Consider the following 18,651-nt stretch of genomic DNA (forward strand, 5'->3'; position numbering starts at 1 on the left):
CCAGCGCGCATGATCAAGGTTGATAAGGTAAGCAAATATTTTGGTGGGGTTAAAGCAGTTGATGGGGTATCTTTCGAGGTAGGGGAGCAGGAGAACCTCATTTTGTTGGGCACCAGCGGCTGCGGTAAAACCACCACGCTAAAAATGATCAACCGGCTTATTGAGCCAACCAAAGGCAGTATTTACATTGATGGCAAAAACATCATGGAGCAGCAGCCAGAAACCTTGCGCCGCGGAATTGGCTACGTATTGCAAAATAACGGCTTGTTCCCGCATTATACGGTTGCTCAAAATATAGCGGTTGTTCCTACCCTGTTGAAATGGGATCAACAGAAAACTGAAAAGCGCACGGCCGAGCTAATGGAAAAACTCCACCTCGATGCTTCGTATCTGAATATTTACCCTAACGAACTGAGCGGTGGCCAGCAGCAGCGCATTGGCTTGGCAAGAGCATTGGTGTCGGATCCGCCGGTGTTGCTGATGGACGAGCCTTTCGGTGCGCTGGATAATGTTACCCGCTCGAAGATCCACGCCGAATTTAAAGCCCTCGATGAGCTGAAGCGCAAAACCATCATCATGGTTACACACGATGTACAGGAAGCTTTTGAACTGGGCGACAGGATCTGCCTGATGGATAAAGGTAAAATTGTACAGTCGGGCACACCTGCTCAATTGCTTTTTAATCCTGTCAATGATTTTGTAAAGGATTTTCTGAAACATCAGCGCCTGCAACTGGAATTTAAGGCCATTAAGCTGATCGATCTTTGGGAATTATTGCCTGAATTAAATAAAGAAGCGAAAGCCTCATCTTTTGATGCCGGTATTAACCTGTGGGAAGCCCTGGAGAGTTTTAAATTTAATAACGGCGAAACCATTAATATCAGCAAAGATCAAAACCAGATTAAAACTGTAAGCTTTGAACAGCTGATGACGGCCTTTTATCAATATAAAAACCATCAGGCCCATGAATGAGCAACAGCAAACTTTATGGCAGTTTATGCAGCAGCAGGCCGGCAAGTTGCAGGAACAAACACTGCAGCATATCGGGCTTACTTTTATTTCGTTGTGTATAGCTGTATTGGTTGGCTTGCCGCTGGGCATTCTTATTGTTCGTAAAAAACAATTCGCCGGTGTAGTTTTAGGTATTGCAGGTGTATTGCAAACAATTCCCAGTATAGCGTTGCTTGGTTTCATGATCCCGCTTTTAGGGATTGGTCCTAAGCCGGCCATTGTTGCATTATTGCTATACGCACTTCTACCCATTATCCGCAACACCTACACGGGCATTTTAGGGGTTGATGCGTCGGTTAAAGAAGCTGCTGTTGCTATGGGGATGAGCAAATGGCAAATACTGTTTAAGGTAGAATTGCCCCTCGCTATGCCGGTAATATTTGCCGGCATCCGTACCGCTACGGTGATCAACGTTGGCGTGGCAACACTGGCCTCGCTCATTGCAGCCGGTGGTTTGGGCGAGTTTATTTTCGGTGGGATCTCACTTAATAATACCAACATGATCCTGGCAGGAGCAATCCCATCGGCCTTGCTTGCTGTTATTTTTGATTTATTACTGTCGATGGTGCAGAAGGTCAGCTTTAAAAAGCTTAAACGGGTGGTATATGCTTTTCCGGTATTGCTGGTAGTATTCTGCCTGTTCTATATCATCCCGGCAAAATCAGAAGGAAAGCTTACCGCGGGTTTTACGCCAGAGTTTATGGGCAGGCAGGACGGCGACCTCGGCCTTAGGAGCAAATATGGCTTAAAGATCCATACTATCGTAATCAGTGATGCTATAATGTATAAAGCTGCGTTTGAGAAGCATCTCGACGTGATCAGCGGATACTCAACTGATGGCAGGCTAAAAGCTTACGATTTGGTTGTGCTGGATGATGATAAGCACATTTTTCCGCCATACTATGCGGCGCCAATTGTGCGCGACGATGTCCTGAAAAAATTTCCTGACCTTGAACAGACATTAAATCTGCTTTCGGGCAAAATAAATGATTCAGTCATGACGGTTTTAAATTACCGTACCGACTATCTTCACCAAAGCCCCGAGCGCGTTGCAAAGGATTTTTTGGTTGCCAATAAATTATGGCGACCGGAACGGGGCGGGAACGATGGTATAGTGCGGATAGGTTCAAAGATATTTGGTGAACAATACATCCTGGCTAATATGTACAGCATGCTGATAAAGGGTTATACAGATCATGAGGTATCAACCAAAACAGGCCTTGGCGGCACCAAAATTTGCTTTGACGCGCTAACCAATAACCAGATAGATTTTTACCCAGAATACACGGGGACGGGTTTGCTGGCTATTTTACAGGCGTCGCCAAAAACGGTTAATGAGGTAACAGTAAACAAGGATAGCACATATAATTACGTACAGCGACAGTTTGAAAGTAAATATCAGATAAAATGGCTTAAGCCAATAGGTTTTAACAATGCTTACGCTTTAATGATGAGGCGACAGCAGGCCAGGCAATTGGGGATTAAAACAATTTCAAACTTAAAACAGTTTTTGGATAAGAAATAACATCGATGGATTTAATAGCCCGGTACAAAGAGGTACGCCAACGTACAGAAAAAATTTGCTCGTATTTGCAAACCGAAGACTATGTGGTACAGCCTGTTGTGGACGTTAGTCCGCCTAAATGGCATATCGGGCACGTTACCTGGTTTTTTGAAACGTTTATCCTTAAGCCCTACTTCATGGGTTACAAGGAATATAATCCTGATTATAACTACGTTTTTAACAGTTACTACGAAACTGTTGGCACGCGCGTGATCCGTACAGATCGTGGTAACTTAAGCCGCCCTACAGTTATTGAAATCTATGGATATCGCAAATACGTAGATGAGGCCATGGAGGGCTTTTTATGCGGCGAAGTAAGCGACGATGTTAAAGAACTCCTTATTCTCGGTTTTAACCACGAAGAGCAGCACCAGGAGCTTTTAATGACCGATATTAAATTCATACTGGGTCATAATCCGCTGTTTCCAGCCTATAATAAAAATTACACTGCCCCTCGTATTGATGAAGGGGAGGATGATGCTTTTATCAGCATGGATGAAGGCATTTATGAAATAGGTTTCAATGGCGATGGCTTTTGCTTTGATAATGAACTAAACTGGCATAAAGTATACCTCAATGCTTATGAAATAAGTCCCAAACTGGTAACCAATGCCGAATACCTGGAATTTATTAACAGCGGCGGTTACCACGATTTCCGACACTGGCATGCCGAAGGCTGGGATTGGGTGAAAACCAATAAAGCAGAAGCGCCTTTATATTGGCATTTGATAGATAATGAATGGCACAACTATACCTATCACGGTTTAGAGCCACTTCATTTGAAAGATCCGGTTACCCATATCAGCTATTTTGAAGCCTATGCTTACGCTTCGTGGAAGGGCTTGAGATTGCCAACCGAATTTGAATGGGAAGCGGCATCCTCGAAATTTAACTGGGGGCGCCGCTGGGAGTGGACAGAAAGTTCATACCTGCCATATCCGGGCTTTGCCAAAGCGCCGGGTGCCATAGGCGAATACAATGGCAAATTTATGGTTAACCAGAAAGTTTTGCGCGGCGCGTCAGAAGTTACACCTCCGGGTCATAGTCGTGCAACTTATCGCAATTTTTTTCAGACAAATTTACGATGGCAATTTACTGGCATAAGACTTGCGAGGTAAATTGACACAAAACACCACCACATCTATGAACCAAGCCTTTACACCCACAGCAGTAAATTGTGACATAAGCGCCGAAAATAGGCAGTTTTATGCCGACGTTGTAGCAGGGCTGCAGGCGGAGCCAAAGCACCTCAATTCAAAGTATTTTTATGATGCAAATGGCGATAAGCTGTTCCAGGAGCTCATGAACTGCCCTGAATACTATCCGACTAACTGCGAACTGGAGATCTTTTCAGAAAAAACCGCTGAAATCTGCGATGCGCTAATTGCCAATGGAGATGCTTTTGACCTGATAGAACTTGGTGCTGGTGATGCCACAAAATCCTCTTACCTGCTTAAATATCTGCTGGATAAAAAAGCTGATTTTACTTATTTGCCTATTGATATCTCAGATAATGTAATATCATATCTCAATATAACCCTGCCCGTAACTTTGCCCGGCTTAAAGATCACCGGACTAAATGGCGAATATTTTGAGATGCTGAAAAAGGCCGCCGCTATTTCACCAAGGCGTAAAGTGGTGCTGTTTTTAGGTTCAAACATTGGCAATATGCCACTTGATGGGGCCATAGAGTTTTGCCGTGAGCTAAGGAATAACTTGTCGGAAGGGGATATGGTATTGATTGGCATGGACCTGAAGAAGGACCCGCGAGTTATCCTTGCTGCTTATAATGACAAAGATGGTATTACCCGTGAGTTTAACCTCAACCTGCTTCGCCGCATTAACCGCGAGCTGCATGCTAATTTTGATATAAGCAAGTTTGAACATTATCCAACCTACGATCCCGAAACCGGGGCGTGCAAAAGCTACCTCATCAGTTTGCAAGATCAGCAGGTAAGCATCGGCAACGAAAAAATAGATTTCAAGAAGGATGAATACATCTACATGGAGATCTCCCAAAAGTTCACCCTTATGCAAACCGATCAGATAGCCATAAACACAGGCTTTCAACCGATAGGTCAGTTTTTTGATACCAAAAAATGGTTTATCGATGCGGTTTGGGTAGCGGCGTGACCGTTGATTGAGAATGATTGCGTTGATTTCGCTGATATATTAATATGCTCAGAAAAATCAACGTAATCAGTGTAATCAAAACACATCAACGGTTCAGAGCACTTTCGGGTTCAACTCCGAATCAATCAGCCCGCCGATAGGCTTACCCATCAGCCATTTATGGTGATCATTTTTTTGCCATTCGTTTTTGTAAGGGGTAACGCGGGCACCATCGGCTACATAAATGATGGTCATGATCTCGCGCATTTTGTCTGAGTTGTTGCCGGGAGCATTGTGAATGGTGAAGCCCCGATGCCAGGTTGCATCGCCGGCCTTCATGGTTTGGGCGCGGGTTATTTCAAATCCTTTCTCTTTCACATATTCGTCAAACGCTGATTCCGATTCGTCAGAAATTTCATGGTTAAATACAGCGCCATTAACGTATGAACCCGAGGCAAAGGTCAGCATACCCATGTTTACATCAATATCAACCAGGGGCATCCAGAGGGTCACCGTATTGTTGGTATCGATGGGCCAGTAATATTGGTCCTGGTGCCATGGGGTAGGGCCGCCGCCGGGTTCTTTAAAGAGTGCCTGGTCGTGATAGATACGTACATTTTCAACCCCCATCAGGTCGGCGGCAATTTTGGCCAGGCGTTTGGCCATTACAAAGGTTTTAACATCTTCATCAACCTGCCAAAGGTTCATGATCTGCAAAAAGGCTTTACCATAAGTGTCGCGCTCTTCCAGTTTGCGCTTTTCGGTGTTGTACCTGTCGGCCGCGCCAACAATTACGGGGCGATAGGCAGCAATTTCATCTTTTGTAAGCACTTCGTGTACAAGGGTATGGCCTTTTTCACGAAATTCATTAATATTGTGGTTGGATAGTTTTATAAAATTATCAAGTGACGGTAAATGAGCGATCTGTGTATCCATAGTTTTTAGGTTTATATTTCAAAGTAAGGTTAACTTTAGTTGAAAAAAAATGAAATGAATGGTACATTTATGGATGATTTTATCCGTAATTTGAATTAGAATTTTATTTACGTTAAAATATGCAATGATAAAAGCGTCGTACGAAGTTCTTCAACCTACAAATACGCAGTCATTTCTGGTACGGAAATTTGATAAGCTGGCATTTGATGCCCCTTATCATTTTCATGAAGAATATGAATTAACGTGTATCATCAGCGGCACCGGCAAACGCTATGTTGGCAGCCACATGGAAGATTTTGCGTCCGGCGATCTGGTGTTGCTTGGTTCTAACCTGCCGCATTGTTGGAAACTTGAACCCAATGAAACAGTGCTTCGCGAGGCAAGCGCGGTGGTGATCCAGTTTAATGATGCTTTTTTGGGCGAGGAGTTTTTTAACAAATTTGAGCTTCAGCTCATCAAAAAACTTTTTCAGCAAAGCGGTTGCGGAGTGTCTTTTTATGGCGAAACGCGTGCCGAGGTTAACAAACTGCTGCTTAGCCTGGTTGAAGAGAAAAGTAATTTCAGGATGCTGATAGGTTTGCTCGAGATCCTGCACCGTATGGCTTCATCAGAAGAGTACGTGCTGCTCGATCAGAACCGCATTATTGGCGAGCGCTCAAATACCGAGCGTGAACGTATTAACCCGGTATTTGCTTACCTGGTTGAAAATTTCAGAAAACATGTATCATTAGATAAAGCGGCCGGTATTGCCAATATGACCCCGAATGCTTTTTGCAAATACTTTAAAAAAGTTACCCGCAAAACATTCATGGAAACTATAATTGAGTATCGCCTTAATTATGCCATACAGCAACTGGTGCAAACAGATAAGCCTATTTCAGAGATCTCCTATGAGAGCGGCTTTGGCGATGTATCGCACTTTTATAAAATGTTTAAAGCCAAAATGAACCTGAGCCCGCTTAACTACCGCAAAAGGTTTATGCGTAACCTGGCCGGCGATAAAAAGTTATCGGCGTAGTTGTTACTAAGTCCAACGCCGGAAGTCCGAAAGTTCCCTTTTCTATAGCTTAGTACTAATGGTTACGTGACGTTAATAATACCACGCTTAATAGCGTAAATAACCAATCCTACTAAATTTTTCGATCCGGTTTTTTCAAACAGCCTTGCGCGGTAACCTTCAACAGTGCGCACACTCAGGAAAATTTTATCTGCTATCTCCTGGTTGGAGCACTCCTGGCAAACCAGTTTAAGCACTTCAATTTCGCGCTCGTTAAGGTCGGTTTTGCTATTGGGGATATTATCGGCGTGATCGTTGCCTACCAGCTGTTTGATGAGCGTTATAGAGAGATGTTCATTAAAATAAAAACCTTTGTTATAAACGGTTGACACAGCCTCAATGATCTCTTCCGGTTCGGCATTTTTAAGCAGGTAGCCCGATGCGCCGGCCTTCATCATGTCAACAATATATTTGTCTTCGTTAAACATAGATAGCGCAAGGATCTTAATATCCTTAAAATGCTGATGGACATAGGTGGCGGTTTGGATGCCGTCCATTTCGGGCATTTTAATATCCATCAATATAACATCGGGGGTTTTGTCGGTCAATAAGCCTATCAGCTCTTTGCCGTTCGAAGCCTCGAGTACCAGCTCAAAACCTCCGCAATCTTCAAGGGTAGCTTTTAAACCATTTCTGAAAATTTTATGGTCGTCTACTATACCTAATTTAATTGGGCCCATAGGTTGTTAACAAGATTCAAATTATCAATAAATATAAACTATTGATTTTAACTATGCTACTTTTAATTTAATGATAGTGATTGCGCCGCTAAGCGGTTTGCTGTACGTATTTATTTCGCCATTAATGAGTTGCACGCGGCTTTGTAAATTTTTAAGACCGAAACCCTGCTTAACATCGCCCATATTAAAGCCTTTGCCATTATCCTTAAACTCCATAATGAGGTAACCGGCTTGTAAGGCCATATTAAGGTTTATGACCGTAGCTTCCGAGTGTTTGATAGCATTACCAAACAACTCCTGGGCTATGCGGTACAGTGCCAGTTCAATTTCATTAGAGAAGCGTTTATCGGCAAAATTTTTAGTGAAATTAACTTTGATATGGGTGTTGTTTTCCACTTTGGTGCACAGCGCCTCGACAGCAATCAGCAGTCCATAGTCGGTAAGTATAGGAGGCAACACATTCTGTATAATGTTCCTGATCTCCTGGATGCACTCATCGGCCAGTTTGCGGGTATCTATCAGCAGGGGTTGGCTTACCTCGCTCACGCAATTTTTGTCCAGCCGGTGCAGGTTAAGCTTGATTGCCGAAAGCACCTGGCCTACGCTGTCGTGCAGGTCTTCGGCCAGGCGTCTGCGTTCACTTTCCTGGGTTTCAAAGACGGCGTTCATGAGGTCGGTTTGCCGTGCATCATGCATGGCGCGTAACTCTGCCTGGTTTTTTAGCATCCTCCGCTGGTAAATAATCACGAAGAAGAATAAAAAGCCGATCAATATAACAACCACGAGTGTCCCGATGATGAGTACCGGGATTAAGCCATTTTGGGTTATCTCTAAAATAGGGCTGTTATACATGATCATAATATGCAAACCTGCTATGCCTTTTTTTGTGGCTTGCAAAGTAATGCAACAGAGTATATTAGATTCGTAATAATATTAGTTATGCTAAAGATAACATAATAATCTGCTTTATCCTTATCAGGTATCTTGCTAAAAAGCATAAATAAAAAGATATTGACTGCTGAGTAAAATAGCACGCCTGAATTAAACCAAAATAAACCTTGTTTTTCAATATGAATAAAGGTTTGTGGATTTAAAAGTTGATAGAAGTATATAAGCGATAATACTATTAGTAAAAGACTTGATGCTGTATTTGAAACCGATGGATAATCAAACAAATTTTTGGCGTTATATAATACTACTGCCACTGTTATAGCTGCGAGTAATATAACTATCTTCTTTAGAAAAGACTTTGAAAGCAGTTTATAATACATCAAGCCAAAGAATCCTATTGTTAGGATAACATATACGTGGAGTAATGGATTAGTGTTTAAGGGGTGTCCGGTATGTGGCTTGAATTGATATGACAACCACATCGACCAGTCAAATAAGGCTGATATCAATAAAAACAAAGCTAACAATTTCATTAAGCTGTCAAGATGCTTGTAGTTATGCGCCGCTGCCAGCAACGGGAATAGACCGGACATGACCGATATATTCATTAATAAAACGCTTACAAGCATGTGATTAGAATAATTAATATTAGTCTTCAGTCAAAATATTTTGCGGACAGCCAGCAGTACCAGGACATGGCACGGCCTGTTCACCAACAATATTGTCATTTTCGGCTGTCATAAGTGCGAAGGTTTGAACACCTTTGGCAGACTCTTTAGCCGCTGCTGATTTATTGCCTGGAAGTTGATCCTCTCCATCAGCCGTTACCCCAGTGATTATAAAATGCTGCTGCCCGCTAACATCGGCGATAACAGATAAAAGGAAATTGCTTACAGAAACCCAAAACTTTTGCCAGTTATTAAGCTTTTGATCGTTGGCATAATAAATACGGATGCCCATACAGCCATCCTGCTTTAATATGGTGTTTAATATTTCCTGTCCGAAAAATTGTGATATGATATCTTTTGGATTACGGTGCCTGTGATTCTTTGTCCATTCGGCCGCCAGGTTGATATCAATCGGTGCGCCTTCTTTTCCGGTAATAGGTGATGATGGTCTTCTTTCTTGTGTTTCCATAAAAAATAATAGCGTGTAGGGATTTAGTTTTGTATAAAACTAATACTAATAAGTATCTCTTTCAATGAGATGCCCCAGCCATATATCTTACAATATATTGGCGGTTCGTTTTTATCTGTTTGATTATTAATTGATTGTGAATTTAATCCGTTTTATCACGCTTGTATTATACGTATTTTTACGTATCAGAAACTGTAATCTTACGTGGCATGAAATTGCTGGTTATATAGGTCTTTTGTGCTTAAATAATCCTGTTTTTCAGGATGCAAAAAAAGTTTTTAATATAGTATCTAAATATGGATATTGTTTATTAAATTGCTTTTGATAATAATATTACAAAAACCTAAAACCAAATTTTATGAAACAAGAAATGCTAATTACACAGATCAGCCCTGATCAGGTAGGCGAGTTCATCAGCGAGAGCTTTTATCAAGAGTTAACCGAGAATTTTCAGCAAAAATTTCCCACAGAAGTTAAATCGGTAATGCTTAGCCGCACAGCTGTTGAAACTGTTTTGAACGCTGAAAACATATCCGGTATCAAGTTTATGAACGGCCTTGAAGATGCCAACGATCCGTCATCAAGAATGCTGGTGCTGATCCCTTGTAATTACACAGTAACTGCCAGTTTACCTAACTCCATCATTAATCAACACGGTTTTATGACTAACACAGGTGAAGTTATTTCATTAGAAAGAACATGGCAGGTATTATTTAATCATGTATTAAATTTTAAGAAACTTGATCCTGTCATGGCTTATACCCAGATTAATCGCGGATCGTTTTTTGGCCGGGTACGTCTGATTGAAACGCTTGATGCTGTTGATTGTGATCAATTTATATATCACTTTGGCTATCTTATAGAAGAGAATTTGCTGTATAAGCCTGTTATACAACCAGCCAACGGTGTCAAAATGTACACAGAGCAGGCTATGCCATGTCCAGGTACATCCGGTTGTCCGGCAGTGACCACATCAAATGACCCATGCGCCCTTACCCGTATTACAACTACCATGTTAGGCACAGAAGCCGAAGGCCAGTTAAATACACTGCGCGCGTTCCGCGATAAAATACTAACCGATAAGTTTAGTGGTGTGGAAGTTGAGAAATATTACACCATTTCTGCATCGCTGCTGGAAGCTATTGACAAAACACCAAACCAAGAGGCGATATTTAAAGGCCTGTACGATAAATATATTGCTACATCGCTTAACGCGATAAACCAAAATGATGAGGAAACTGCTTTCGTCCTGTTCCAGGAAGCTATGCAGCACCTTACCGAAACGTATCTGTATCAATAACAACCTAAAATGTGATTGCAAAGCGTCTTTCCTGCCCGGAAAGGCGCTTTCTTTTTTATACCGAATTTCCCTTAAAACGTAATTCTACGTTTGGTTCATGTTGATGATACGCTTTTATATCACGTACAAGCACAAGCTATAATAGCGTACTGGCAACGTTGATTGCGCAGCCGTTTTGCCCAAACTTTGACTCAGCAAATGAGCCGCACTCAACTTGTTTGCGGTGGAGTATGCTGAAAATCCAGTTTAAAGAGTAAGCCGGTACAAATACTAATCAAAAACTTATGAACTACATTATTAAAGGGAACCTTCGCGGTTTATTATGTTCAGACTGCGAACTGCCCGTTGCAGGCACATCGGTAAAAGTTTATCGCCCTTCCGATCAGCAAAATGAAACCCGGCTTGCTGTGGCCGATCCCAAACAAACCTTTCACCAGGTAACCGGCGAAGAGCTGAAAGCCAAGGAACGGATGTTCATCACCCAGGCCGATGTGCAGGAAAATGGTGATTTTACTATTGAAATCGATGGCGGCAAATCCAGCTATGAAGGCGGCAGTATTGATGTGGACTGGTATTGCGGCAACGTACCTTTCAAAATTCCGTTACCTAAAAAAGACCCGGTATTACAGTTTCATATCACTACGCTGCAGCCCCTGTATAAAAGCAGCCAGGAAAATGCTCAATATGCAAGATTTGATTATAAAATAGATTCCAAATGGTTTTGCCGCATCCTTACCTTATTGGACATTTGGGTAGTTTGCGGTTATGTAAACGATTGTGAAACCCAAAAGCCAATCCCCGGTGTTAAGGTTTTTGCTTATGATGTAGACCTGCTGCAAGACGACTATTTGGGTAACGCCTATACCGACAACACAGGCAAATTCACCATAGTATATCCTGGCGACAATTTTAGGAAAACCTTATCGCCATGGCTTAAGGTAGAATGGCCTGCCGGACCTGATTATTATTTCAGGGTTGAAAGCTCATCTGGTACTGTATTGTTAGCGGAAGACCGAACCCGCGGCCGCCAAAACGACAGGCACAACGCCAATAACTGTTTCTGCGTAAAGCTGTGTATTAAAGGCGGCGGCATTATTACCAGCGATACGCCATGGTTTACTTCGGTAGGGAATTTCAGCATTACATCTGATATCGACGGCAGCGGTAAAACCCTCATCAGCAAATTTGGAGCGGGTGGCACGGGTTACGGTTTCTTTGGTTCGGTTAAGCTGGGGGGCTACGCCACCAAGAAAGTGCCCACCGCGCCGGCCAGCCCGCTTTATTACCGCTTTTTGTTTTCTACCGATAATGTGAACTTCAGCCCGGTAACTTCAGCCCAGATGGAAACTACAGCCTTAAAAGTTGCCACCCGGCAAATTACCTGGAATGGTACAACTGCCTTTCAGGATGTAGTGATCGATATCAATCAACCTGCTTCTGTGCCCGATAGCGTTCCGGCAGATAATTATCCTAACCCGATCCCGGATCATGTGCTGCACCCGGATGTTAACGGCTGGGTACGGGTTGACCAACCCGCGCTTGATAATGGCTTTTATGGCTCGTTGTTTTACTTAAACACAACTACCATCATCGGCGGCGGCGATGCCAGCGCCGGGTTAACGCCAGGTTTAGCTGTGCCTGTGGCAGATCAGAAAAACGGCAGAATGTTATATATTCAATTTCAAACTACTGATGATCCGGCTAATCCCGCTTCGCCAAACCTGAATACCCAATCGCTTATCGGTAAGATCTATGTGAATAACTGGAACGAAGTAAGCCTGCTAAAACTGGAAGAACTTTTTGCCGGCGGAGGCAGCGGCTGCACTCCGGTAAGCGGAACCGCCCATGCCGATTACACAGTTGATCATGAACTGATTGCCAGCTGGTCGCTGGGGGTATGGTCAAACGCTACGGGCACGGTCAGCGGTCTGCCCAGCGGCACAACCCCGCGCGGAGACGCTAAGAAATTTGACATGGCCTCGCCGTCACCATTTGTTTTAACTCCTCCTTTTAGCGCATGGCCCTCATGCGCCTATAGCCTAACCCTGACAACCTATCGCAAATTAACCACCGGCGAAAGTAACGACTGGGGAAAAACGAACCAGGTTATCTTTTGCAAGTAACCTGCATGTGAACGGGGGAAGAGGGTGCCGTTGCATGTCGGCGCCCTCTCATTTTAACCGTTAAAATAATCTCAGGATGTACGAAGCCTCGTACAAAAGGAACACGATCACCAATGCCGCGTGAAAGTTGCGGTTCTCTACTTTAATGGCTATCATACATAATATAAAATGACTGATATTGCGGATCGGGTATTCGATATTGTAATGATGTACATAAGTTGACCCCTTTATTTCGGTATCAACAATATCAAGTAGGTAACTGGCCCCCAAAATGCTGAAGATCCATTTCCGGCGTGAGTAAAAGTAGTCTTTGTAGTCCTGATAGTCTTTTAAATCATCAGGATAGAGCAACGCACAGACGCTGTAATAAGTAACAATGTAGATAATGATGAAAAAGTACTCGGCAAAAAGCCAGTGCTTTATTTCGTGCAGGCTAATCTCCCACCACCAAAAGTGCAGCAGCAATATAAACACGTAAAGCGCCCACAGGTTATGCACCCAATAAGGTTTATCCCGGCCGGGATGCTGAATTTGCTTGGCCGCTCCTTTAAGCAGGTGGGTAATGCTAAGTCCCAGTGTTATGCTGATAACAGCCTTGATGTGACTAAAGGTATCCATAGGCGAGCGTTGGATTGATAATTAAAAGTAAATATTTTAATTTATCATTCACAATGGGCCAACGGTTTAGGTATTAAAAGCAGGTCATTGCTGCGAGGGGCGAGCGTGGCCATGTGTAGGAAAGCGACGCGGCAATCACAAACTATACAGGGCGGCTCTGTACAACTACTGAATTTCCTATTGCATAATAAAATTAAGGTCATGCTGAACTTGTTTCAGCACCTCACTCGCAAAGCAGCCATGCTAAGCAAAGCGGCTATCTGTCCTGTGGGGTGCCGAAATAAATTCGGCGTGACGATGGGGCTGTGTATTGCCTAAAATATTGCCTCGGCAATACGTTTGGTTGGCCCCGCGTTGCTCATGGTATAAAAATGCAGTACCGGTGCGCCAAAAGCAATCAATTCTTTACACTGGTTGATCATCCATTCTATACCTACCTCTTTTACATCCTTTTCGGTAGCGCAGGCGTGGATAGCATCACTCAGGTCTTCCGGAATATCAATATGGAATGTTTTTGACAGCGTAACCAATTGTTTTGATGATGTGATCGGCTTCAAGCCCGGAATAATAGGCACATTGATACCGTTGGCCCGGCAACCATTTACAAACTCCTTGTATTTACCAATATCAAAAAACATCTGGGTTACAATGAACTGTGCACCCATTTCTACCTTTTGCTTCAGGTATTTAAAGTCGGTTTTAAGGTTCGGGGCCTCAAAATGCTTTTCGGGATAACCGGCCACGCCAATACAAAAGTTAGTTTTGGCAGTATTGCCATGATCCTCATGCAAATAAATACCGTTGTTAAGGTTTACTACCTGTTGCAGTAACTCGGTAGCATAACAATGGCCGTTAGGCGTAGGTACAAATGATGAATCGCCAATGCGGGCGTCGCCGCGCAACACCAGTACGTTTTCGATGCCTAAAAATTCCAGCTCGATAAGGGCGTTCTCGGTTTCGTCTTTGGTAAAGCCGCCACAAAGCAGGTGGGGCACGGTATCAACCTTATACCTGTTCATGATAGCCGCGCAGATGGCAATAGTGCCCGGGCGTTTGCGGTACGATAATTTCTCAAGCAAACCGCTTGGGTGCTGCTTGTAAATAAAGTCCTCGCGCAGGGTGGTAACATCAATAAACGGAGGTTTAAACTCCATCAGCGGATCAATAGCATTATAAATGCCCTGGATGCTCTGCCCCTTTAAAGGCGGGATCAGTTCAAAAGAAAAAAGTGTTTTGCCGTTGGCGTTTGCTATATGTTCAGGTATTTTCATTTGACCCCTAACCCCCTAAAGGGGGAATTTTTTTATTTAAGTTTTATAATTACAATTCAAGTTCCCCTCTTGAGAGGGGGCGCGGTGGATTTGTGTGTTGGCAGGGGTGTGTTATGCGGCGTTTATTTTTCGCTTTGTTAACACCCCCCCCACCCCTCTCAAGAGGGGAACCGCACGTTCCCGCGTTTTTTTAATTCGTCGCTTTTACTCCCCCTTCAGGGGGCTGGGGGGCGTCTAATAATTAATATTCGGCCCCAACCATCTTTCTACATCTTCCAGCGGCATATTCTTCCTTACCGCGTAATCCTCCACCTGATCCTTACTGATTTTTCCTAAGCCAAAATATCTTGCCTGCGGATGTGCGAAGTAGAAACCGCTTACCGATGCGGCCGGCAGCATGGCCAGGCTTTCGGTTAGGTGCATGTTTGCGTTGTCTTCTGCTTTTAGTAATTCAAACAAGGTGGTTTTTTCGGTATGGTCCGGGCAGGCCGGATAACCCGGTGCCGGACGGATGCCCTGGTATTCTTCCTTAATAAGGTCGGCATTGCTTAGCTGTTCGCCTTTGGCATAGCCCCAGTATTCCTTACGTACCAACTCGTGCATTTTTTCGGCAAAAGCTTCGGCAAGGCGGTCGGCAAGGGCTTTGGCCATAATGCTGTTATAGTCGTCATGATCGGCCTCAAACTCGGCGACTAATTCATCACAACCCAAACCGGTTGTTACCGCAAAGCCGCCGAAATAATCAGGCACACCGCTTTCTTTTGGTGCGATAAAATCCGACAAGGCATAATACGGATCATTCTTCACCTTTTCGGCCTGCTGGCGTAAGGTATGGATGCGATTTAAAACTGTTGTGCGACTTTCATCGGTATATAATTCAATATCATCACCTACGGCATTGGCCGGCCAGAAGCCAATTACACCTTTCGCGGTGAACAGTTTCTGGTCAACAATACGTTTCATCAATACCTGCGCATCATCAAATAGTTTTTTGGCTTCAACGCCTACAAACTTATCGTCAAAGATCTTCGGATAGCTGCCGCGAAGTTCCCAGGTGTGGAAAAATGGCGTCCAGTCGATATAAGGCAGCAACTCTTCCAGCGAAAAATTCTCAAATACTTTGGTACCTGTAAATGCGGGTTTCGGCGCCACATCGCCATCCAGGCTAATCTGGAATTTACCGGCACGGGCTTCTTCGATAGTTACAAAACGCTTGTCCGATTTTTTGTTGGCATGTGCCTCGCGGGCTTTGGCATATTCATCCTTAATGCCCTGGATATAGGCATCCCGGTTGTCCTTGCTCATTAGATTGCTGCAAACGGTAACGCTGCGCGAAGCATCCAAAACGTGAATGGCAGCCCCGGAGTATTGCGGCGCCACTTTTACGGCAGCGTGAATGCGCGACGTTGTAGCACCACCAATGATTAGCGGAATGGTAAAACCTTCGCGTTCCATTTCCTTGGCAAAATGCACCATTTCATCAAGCGATGGGGTGATTAAACCACTTAACCCAATGATATCAACGTTTTGCTTTTTAGCCTCTTCAATAATGCGTTGCGCGGGCACCATCACCCCAAGGTCAATCACCTCAAAGTTGTTACAAGCCAGCACCACGCCAACTATATTTTTGCCGATATCATGTACATCGCCTTTTACGGTGGCCATTAACACCTTACCGGCGTTGGCGCGCTGATCGGCATTTACGTTGTTCTTTTTTTCTTCTTCGATAAAAGGCAGCAGGTAAGCCACAGCCTTTTTCATTACACGGGCCGATTTTACTACCTGCGGTAAAAACATTTTACCGGCACCAAACAAGTCGCCTACGATATTCATTCCGTCCATCAACGGACCTTCAATAACCTCAAGGGGTTTGCTGTAGGCCTGGCGGGCTTCCTCCACATCGTCGTCAAGGTATTCAACAATGCCTTTTACCAGCGAGTGGGAGAGGCGCTCCTGAACGGTGCCTTTGCGCCATTCTTCGTCGCGTACAACTTCTTTTCCTTTGCTTTTGATGGTGTCGGCAAATTCCACCAGGCGCTCGGTAGCATCCGGGCGGCGGTTAAGGAGTACATCTTCTACCAGTTCTAAAAGGTTTTTCGGAATCTCCTCGTAAACCTCCAGCATGCCGGCGTTTACAATCCCCATATCCATACCGGCTTTAATGGCATGGTACAGGAATGCCGAGTGCATGGCCTCGCGCACGGTATTATTACCCCTGAACGAGAACGAAATGTTACTTACACCGCCGCTCACTTTAGCGTGCGGCAGGTTTTGCTTGATCCAGCGGGTGGCCTCAATAAAATCTACCGCGTAGTTATTATGTTCTTCCAGGCCGGTAGCAACTGTTAGGATGTTCGGATCGAAAATGATATCCTGCGGCGGAAAACCTACTTCGTTCACCAGGATATCGTATGACCGTTTACAGATCTCGATCCGGCGCTCCAGTGAATCGGCCTGACCGGTTTCGTCAAAGGCCATTACCACGGTGGCAGCACCATAGCTTAAGATTTTGCGGGCATGCTCTTTAAACTTTTCTTCACCCTCTTTCAGGGAGATGGAGTTCACGATACCTTTACCCTGTACGCATTTTAAACCAGCTTCAATCACCGTCCATTTGGATGAGTCAATCATGATAGGCAGTTTGGCAATATCAGGTTCAGAAGCAACCAGGTTCAGGAATTTTACCATCACAGCCTCCGAATCAATCATGCCCTCATCCATGTTAATATCGATGACCTGCGCGCCGCCTTCTACCTGTTGCAGGGCAACACTTAGAGCTGCCTCATAATCTTCGGCAAGGATCAATTTGGAAAACTTAGGGGAACCGGTAATGTTGGTGCGTTCGCCCACATTAACAAAAATGCTTTCGGATTTTATGGTAACGGATTCCAAACCGCTCAGGCGCATGTCCGGCTCAATTTCCGGAATGGGGCGGGGCGGATATTTGGCAGCCTTATCGGCAATACATTTAATATGCTCGGGCGTGGTACCGCAGCACCCACCAACTATATTAACCAGGCCGGCTTTGATAAAATCGTCAACCTGGTGAGCGGTTTCATGCGGAGTTTCGTCGTACTGGCCAAACTCGTTGGGTAAGCCGGCGTTTGGATAGGCCGAAATAAATACACCTGCTTTTTCAGAAAGCTCGGCAAGGTGCGGGCGCATTTCCCGGGCACCCAAAGCGCAGTTTAGGCCTACCGATAGCAGGTTGGCATGGCTTATCGAGTTCCAGAAAGCTTCAACCGTTTGTCCTGAAAGGGTACGGCCTGAAGCATCGGTAATAGTGCCCGAGATCATGATGCCGCCCGAATCCCTGAAAGCAGGGAAATCTTTACCGGCTGCTTTACATTCCTGCTCATAACGTTTTATAGCGAACAAAGCAGCTTTGGCATTAAGGGTGTCAAATATAGTTTCAACCAACAACAGGTGCGATCCTCCGTCAACCAAACCCCGTACCTGGTCATAGTAAGCCTCGGCCAGGTCATCAAAGGTAACCGCGCGATATCCGGGGTCGTTAACATCAGGCGATAAGGAAGCAGTACGGTTGGTTGGGCCGATGGCACCGGCAACAAAACGCGGCTTTGCGGGGTTGCGCCGGGTATATTCGTCGGCTACCTCGCGGGCAATGCGTGCACCTTCGTAGCTTAGTTCATAAGCCAGTTCTTCCAGGTGATAATCGGCAAGGGAAATTACCTGTGTGCTGAAAGTGTTAGTTTCAATGATATCCGCACCGGCATCAAGATATTCGGCATGGATAGCTTTGATAATATCGGGGCGCGTGATATTGAGCAGGTCGTTATTACCCTGCAGGTCGCTATGATGATCGCGAAAACGCTCGCCACGAAAATCCTTCTCGGTAAGCTGGTACCTTTGAATCATGGTACCCATTGCTCCGTCAATCACCAGGATGCGTTTCTGTAATTCTTTTCTAATGTCCATTGTTTGATTTCA

The 18,651-nt window shown here is 44.4% G+C and carries 15 protein-coding genes; 7 read left to right on the plus strand and 8 right to left on the minus strand.

Features of this window, described 5'->3' with window-relative positions:
• Nucleotides 1-9: 9 nt before the first annotated feature.
• Genes ACEN82_RS26140 through ACEN82_RS26155 form a run of 4 tightly spaced genes read left to right on the plus strand, consistent with a single transcriptional unit; the run spans nucleotide 10 to nucleotide 4,708 of the window.
• Nucleotides 10-972: an ABC transporter ATP-binding protein gene (locus ACEN82_RS26140; RefSeq protein WP_413322574.1), complete on the plus strand. Its 963-nt coding sequence runs from the start codon at nucleotides 10-12 to the stop codon at nucleotides 970-972.
• Nucleotides 965-2,536: an ABC transporter permease/substrate-binding protein gene (locus ACEN82_RS26145; RefSeq protein ID WP_413322573.1), complete on the plus strand. Its 1,572-nt coding sequence runs from the start codon at nucleotides 965-967 to the stop codon at nucleotides 2,534-2,536. The genes ACEN82_RS26140 and ACEN82_RS26145 overlap by 8 nt, the downstream gene beginning before the upstream one ends.
• A gap of 5 nt (nucleotides 2,537-2,541) precedes the next feature.
• The gene (egtB, locus tag ACEN82_RS26150) at nucleotides 2,542-3,693 is read left to right on the plus strand and encodes an ergothioneine biosynthesis protein EgtB (protein ID WP_413322572.1); all 1,152 of its coding nucleotides are present in this window, start codon (nucleotides 2,542-2,544) and stop codon (nucleotides 3,691-3,693) included.
• Nucleotides 3,694-3,718: 25 nt separating this feature from the next.
• Nucleotides 3,719-4,708 (plus strand): L-histidine N(alpha)-methyltransferase, encoded by a 990-nt coding sequence (locus tag ACEN82_RS26155; RefSeq protein WP_413322571.1) that lies wholly within the window; start codon nucleotides 3,719-3,721, stop codon nucleotides 4,706-4,708.
• Nucleotides 4,709-4,801: 93 nt separating this feature from the next.
• Here the strand turns inward: ACEN82_RS26155 and ACEN82_RS26160 are convergent, their stop codons facing one another.
• Nucleotides 4,802-5,623, minus strand: a complete 822-nt coding sequence (locus ACEN82_RS26160) for a phytanoyl-CoA dioxygenase family protein (protein WP_413322570.1) — start codon at nucleotides 5,621-5,623, stop codon at nucleotides 4,802-4,804.
• A gap of 124 nt (nucleotides 5,624-5,747) precedes the next feature.
• Here ACEN82_RS26160 and ACEN82_RS26165 point away from each other — a divergent pair, with 124 nt between their 5' ends.
• Nucleotides 5,748-6,641, plus strand: a complete 894-nt coding sequence (locus ACEN82_RS26165; RefSeq protein WP_090533677.1) for an AraC family transcriptional regulator — start codon at nucleotides 5,748-5,750, stop codon at nucleotides 6,639-6,641.
• A 62-nt stretch (nucleotides 6,642-6,703) separates the two neighbouring features.
• Here ACEN82_RS26165 and ACEN82_RS26170 read toward each other — a convergent pair whose 3' ends face one another.
• Genes ACEN82_RS26170 through ACEN82_RS26185 form a run of 4 tightly spaced genes read right to left on the minus strand, consistent with a single transcriptional unit; the run spans nucleotide 6,704 to nucleotide 9,388 of the window.
• A complete protein-coding gene (locus ACEN82_RS26170; protein WP_413322568.1) occupies nucleotides 6,704-7,360 on the minus strand; it encodes a response regulator transcription factor in 657 nt (218 codons plus the stop codon).
• A 51-nt stretch (nucleotides 7,361-7,411) separates the two neighbouring features.
• Nucleotides 7,412-8,257 (minus strand): sensor histidine kinase, encoded by an 846-nt coding sequence (locus ACEN82_RS26175; protein ID WP_413322567.1) that lies wholly within the window; start codon nucleotides 8,255-8,257, stop codon nucleotides 7,412-7,414.
• The gene (locus ACEN82_RS26180) at nucleotides 8,233-8,880 is read right to left on the minus strand and encodes a hypothetical protein (protein WP_090533683.1); all 648 of its coding nucleotides are present in this window, start codon (nucleotides 8,878-8,880) and stop codon (nucleotides 8,233-8,235) included. The genes ACEN82_RS26175 and ACEN82_RS26180 overlap by 25 nt, the downstream gene beginning before the upstream one ends.
• Nucleotides 8,881-8,899: 19 nt before the next feature.
• Nucleotides 8,900-9,388 carry a hypothetical protein gene (locus ACEN82_RS26185; protein ID WP_413322566.1) on the minus strand — a complete coding sequence of 163 codons (489 nt, stop codon included), beginning with the start codon at nucleotides 9,386-9,388 and terminating at the stop codon, nucleotides 8,900-8,902.
• Between the two features lie 358 nt (nucleotides 9,389-9,746).
• Between ACEN82_RS26185 and ACEN82_RS26190 the strand changes: the two genes are divergently transcribed.
• Together ACEN82_RS26190 and ACEN82_RS26195 are read left to right on the plus strand one after the other, a co-directional pair.
• Entirely contained in the window at nucleotides 9,747-10,688 is a 942-nt protein-coding gene (locus ACEN82_RS26190; RefSeq protein ID WP_413322565.1) for a hypothetical protein, read from the plus strand.
• A 284-nt stretch (nucleotides 10,689-10,972) separates the two neighbouring features.
• The gene (locus ACEN82_RS26195) at nucleotides 10,973-12,811 is read left to right on the plus strand and encodes a hypothetical protein (RefSeq protein WP_413322564.1); all 1,839 of its coding nucleotides are present in this window, start codon (nucleotides 10,973-10,975) and stop codon (nucleotides 12,809-12,811) included.
• Nucleotides 12,812-12,871: 60 nt separating this feature from the next.
• On the opposite strand, the gene ACEN82_RS26200 is transcribed toward ACEN82_RS26195, so the two are convergent.
• From ACEN82_RS26200 to metH, 3 genes are all read right to left on the minus strand, one after another.
• Complete coding sequence (locus ACEN82_RS26200; protein ID WP_413322563.1) at nucleotides 12,872-13,429, minus strand: hypothetical protein; 558 nt, start codon at nucleotides 13,427-13,429, stop codon at nucleotides 12,872-12,874.
• 314 nt (nucleotides 13,430-13,743) lie between these two features.
• Nucleotides 13,744-14,700, minus strand: a complete 957-nt coding sequence (locus ACEN82_RS26205; RefSeq protein WP_413322562.1) for a methylenetetrahydrofolate reductase — start codon at nucleotides 14,698-14,700, stop codon at nucleotides 13,744-13,746.
• Nucleotides 14,701-14,934: 234 nt separating this feature from the next.
• Nucleotides 14,935-18,639: a methionine synthase gene (gene metH, locus ACEN82_RS26210; protein WP_413322561.1), complete on the minus strand. Its 3,705-nt coding sequence runs from the start codon at nucleotides 18,637-18,639 to the stop codon at nucleotides 14,935-14,937.
• Nucleotides 18,640-18,651: the final 12 nt, after the last annotated feature.

The sequence above is a fragment of the Mucilaginibacter sp. Mucisp73 genome, assembly GCF_059491465.1.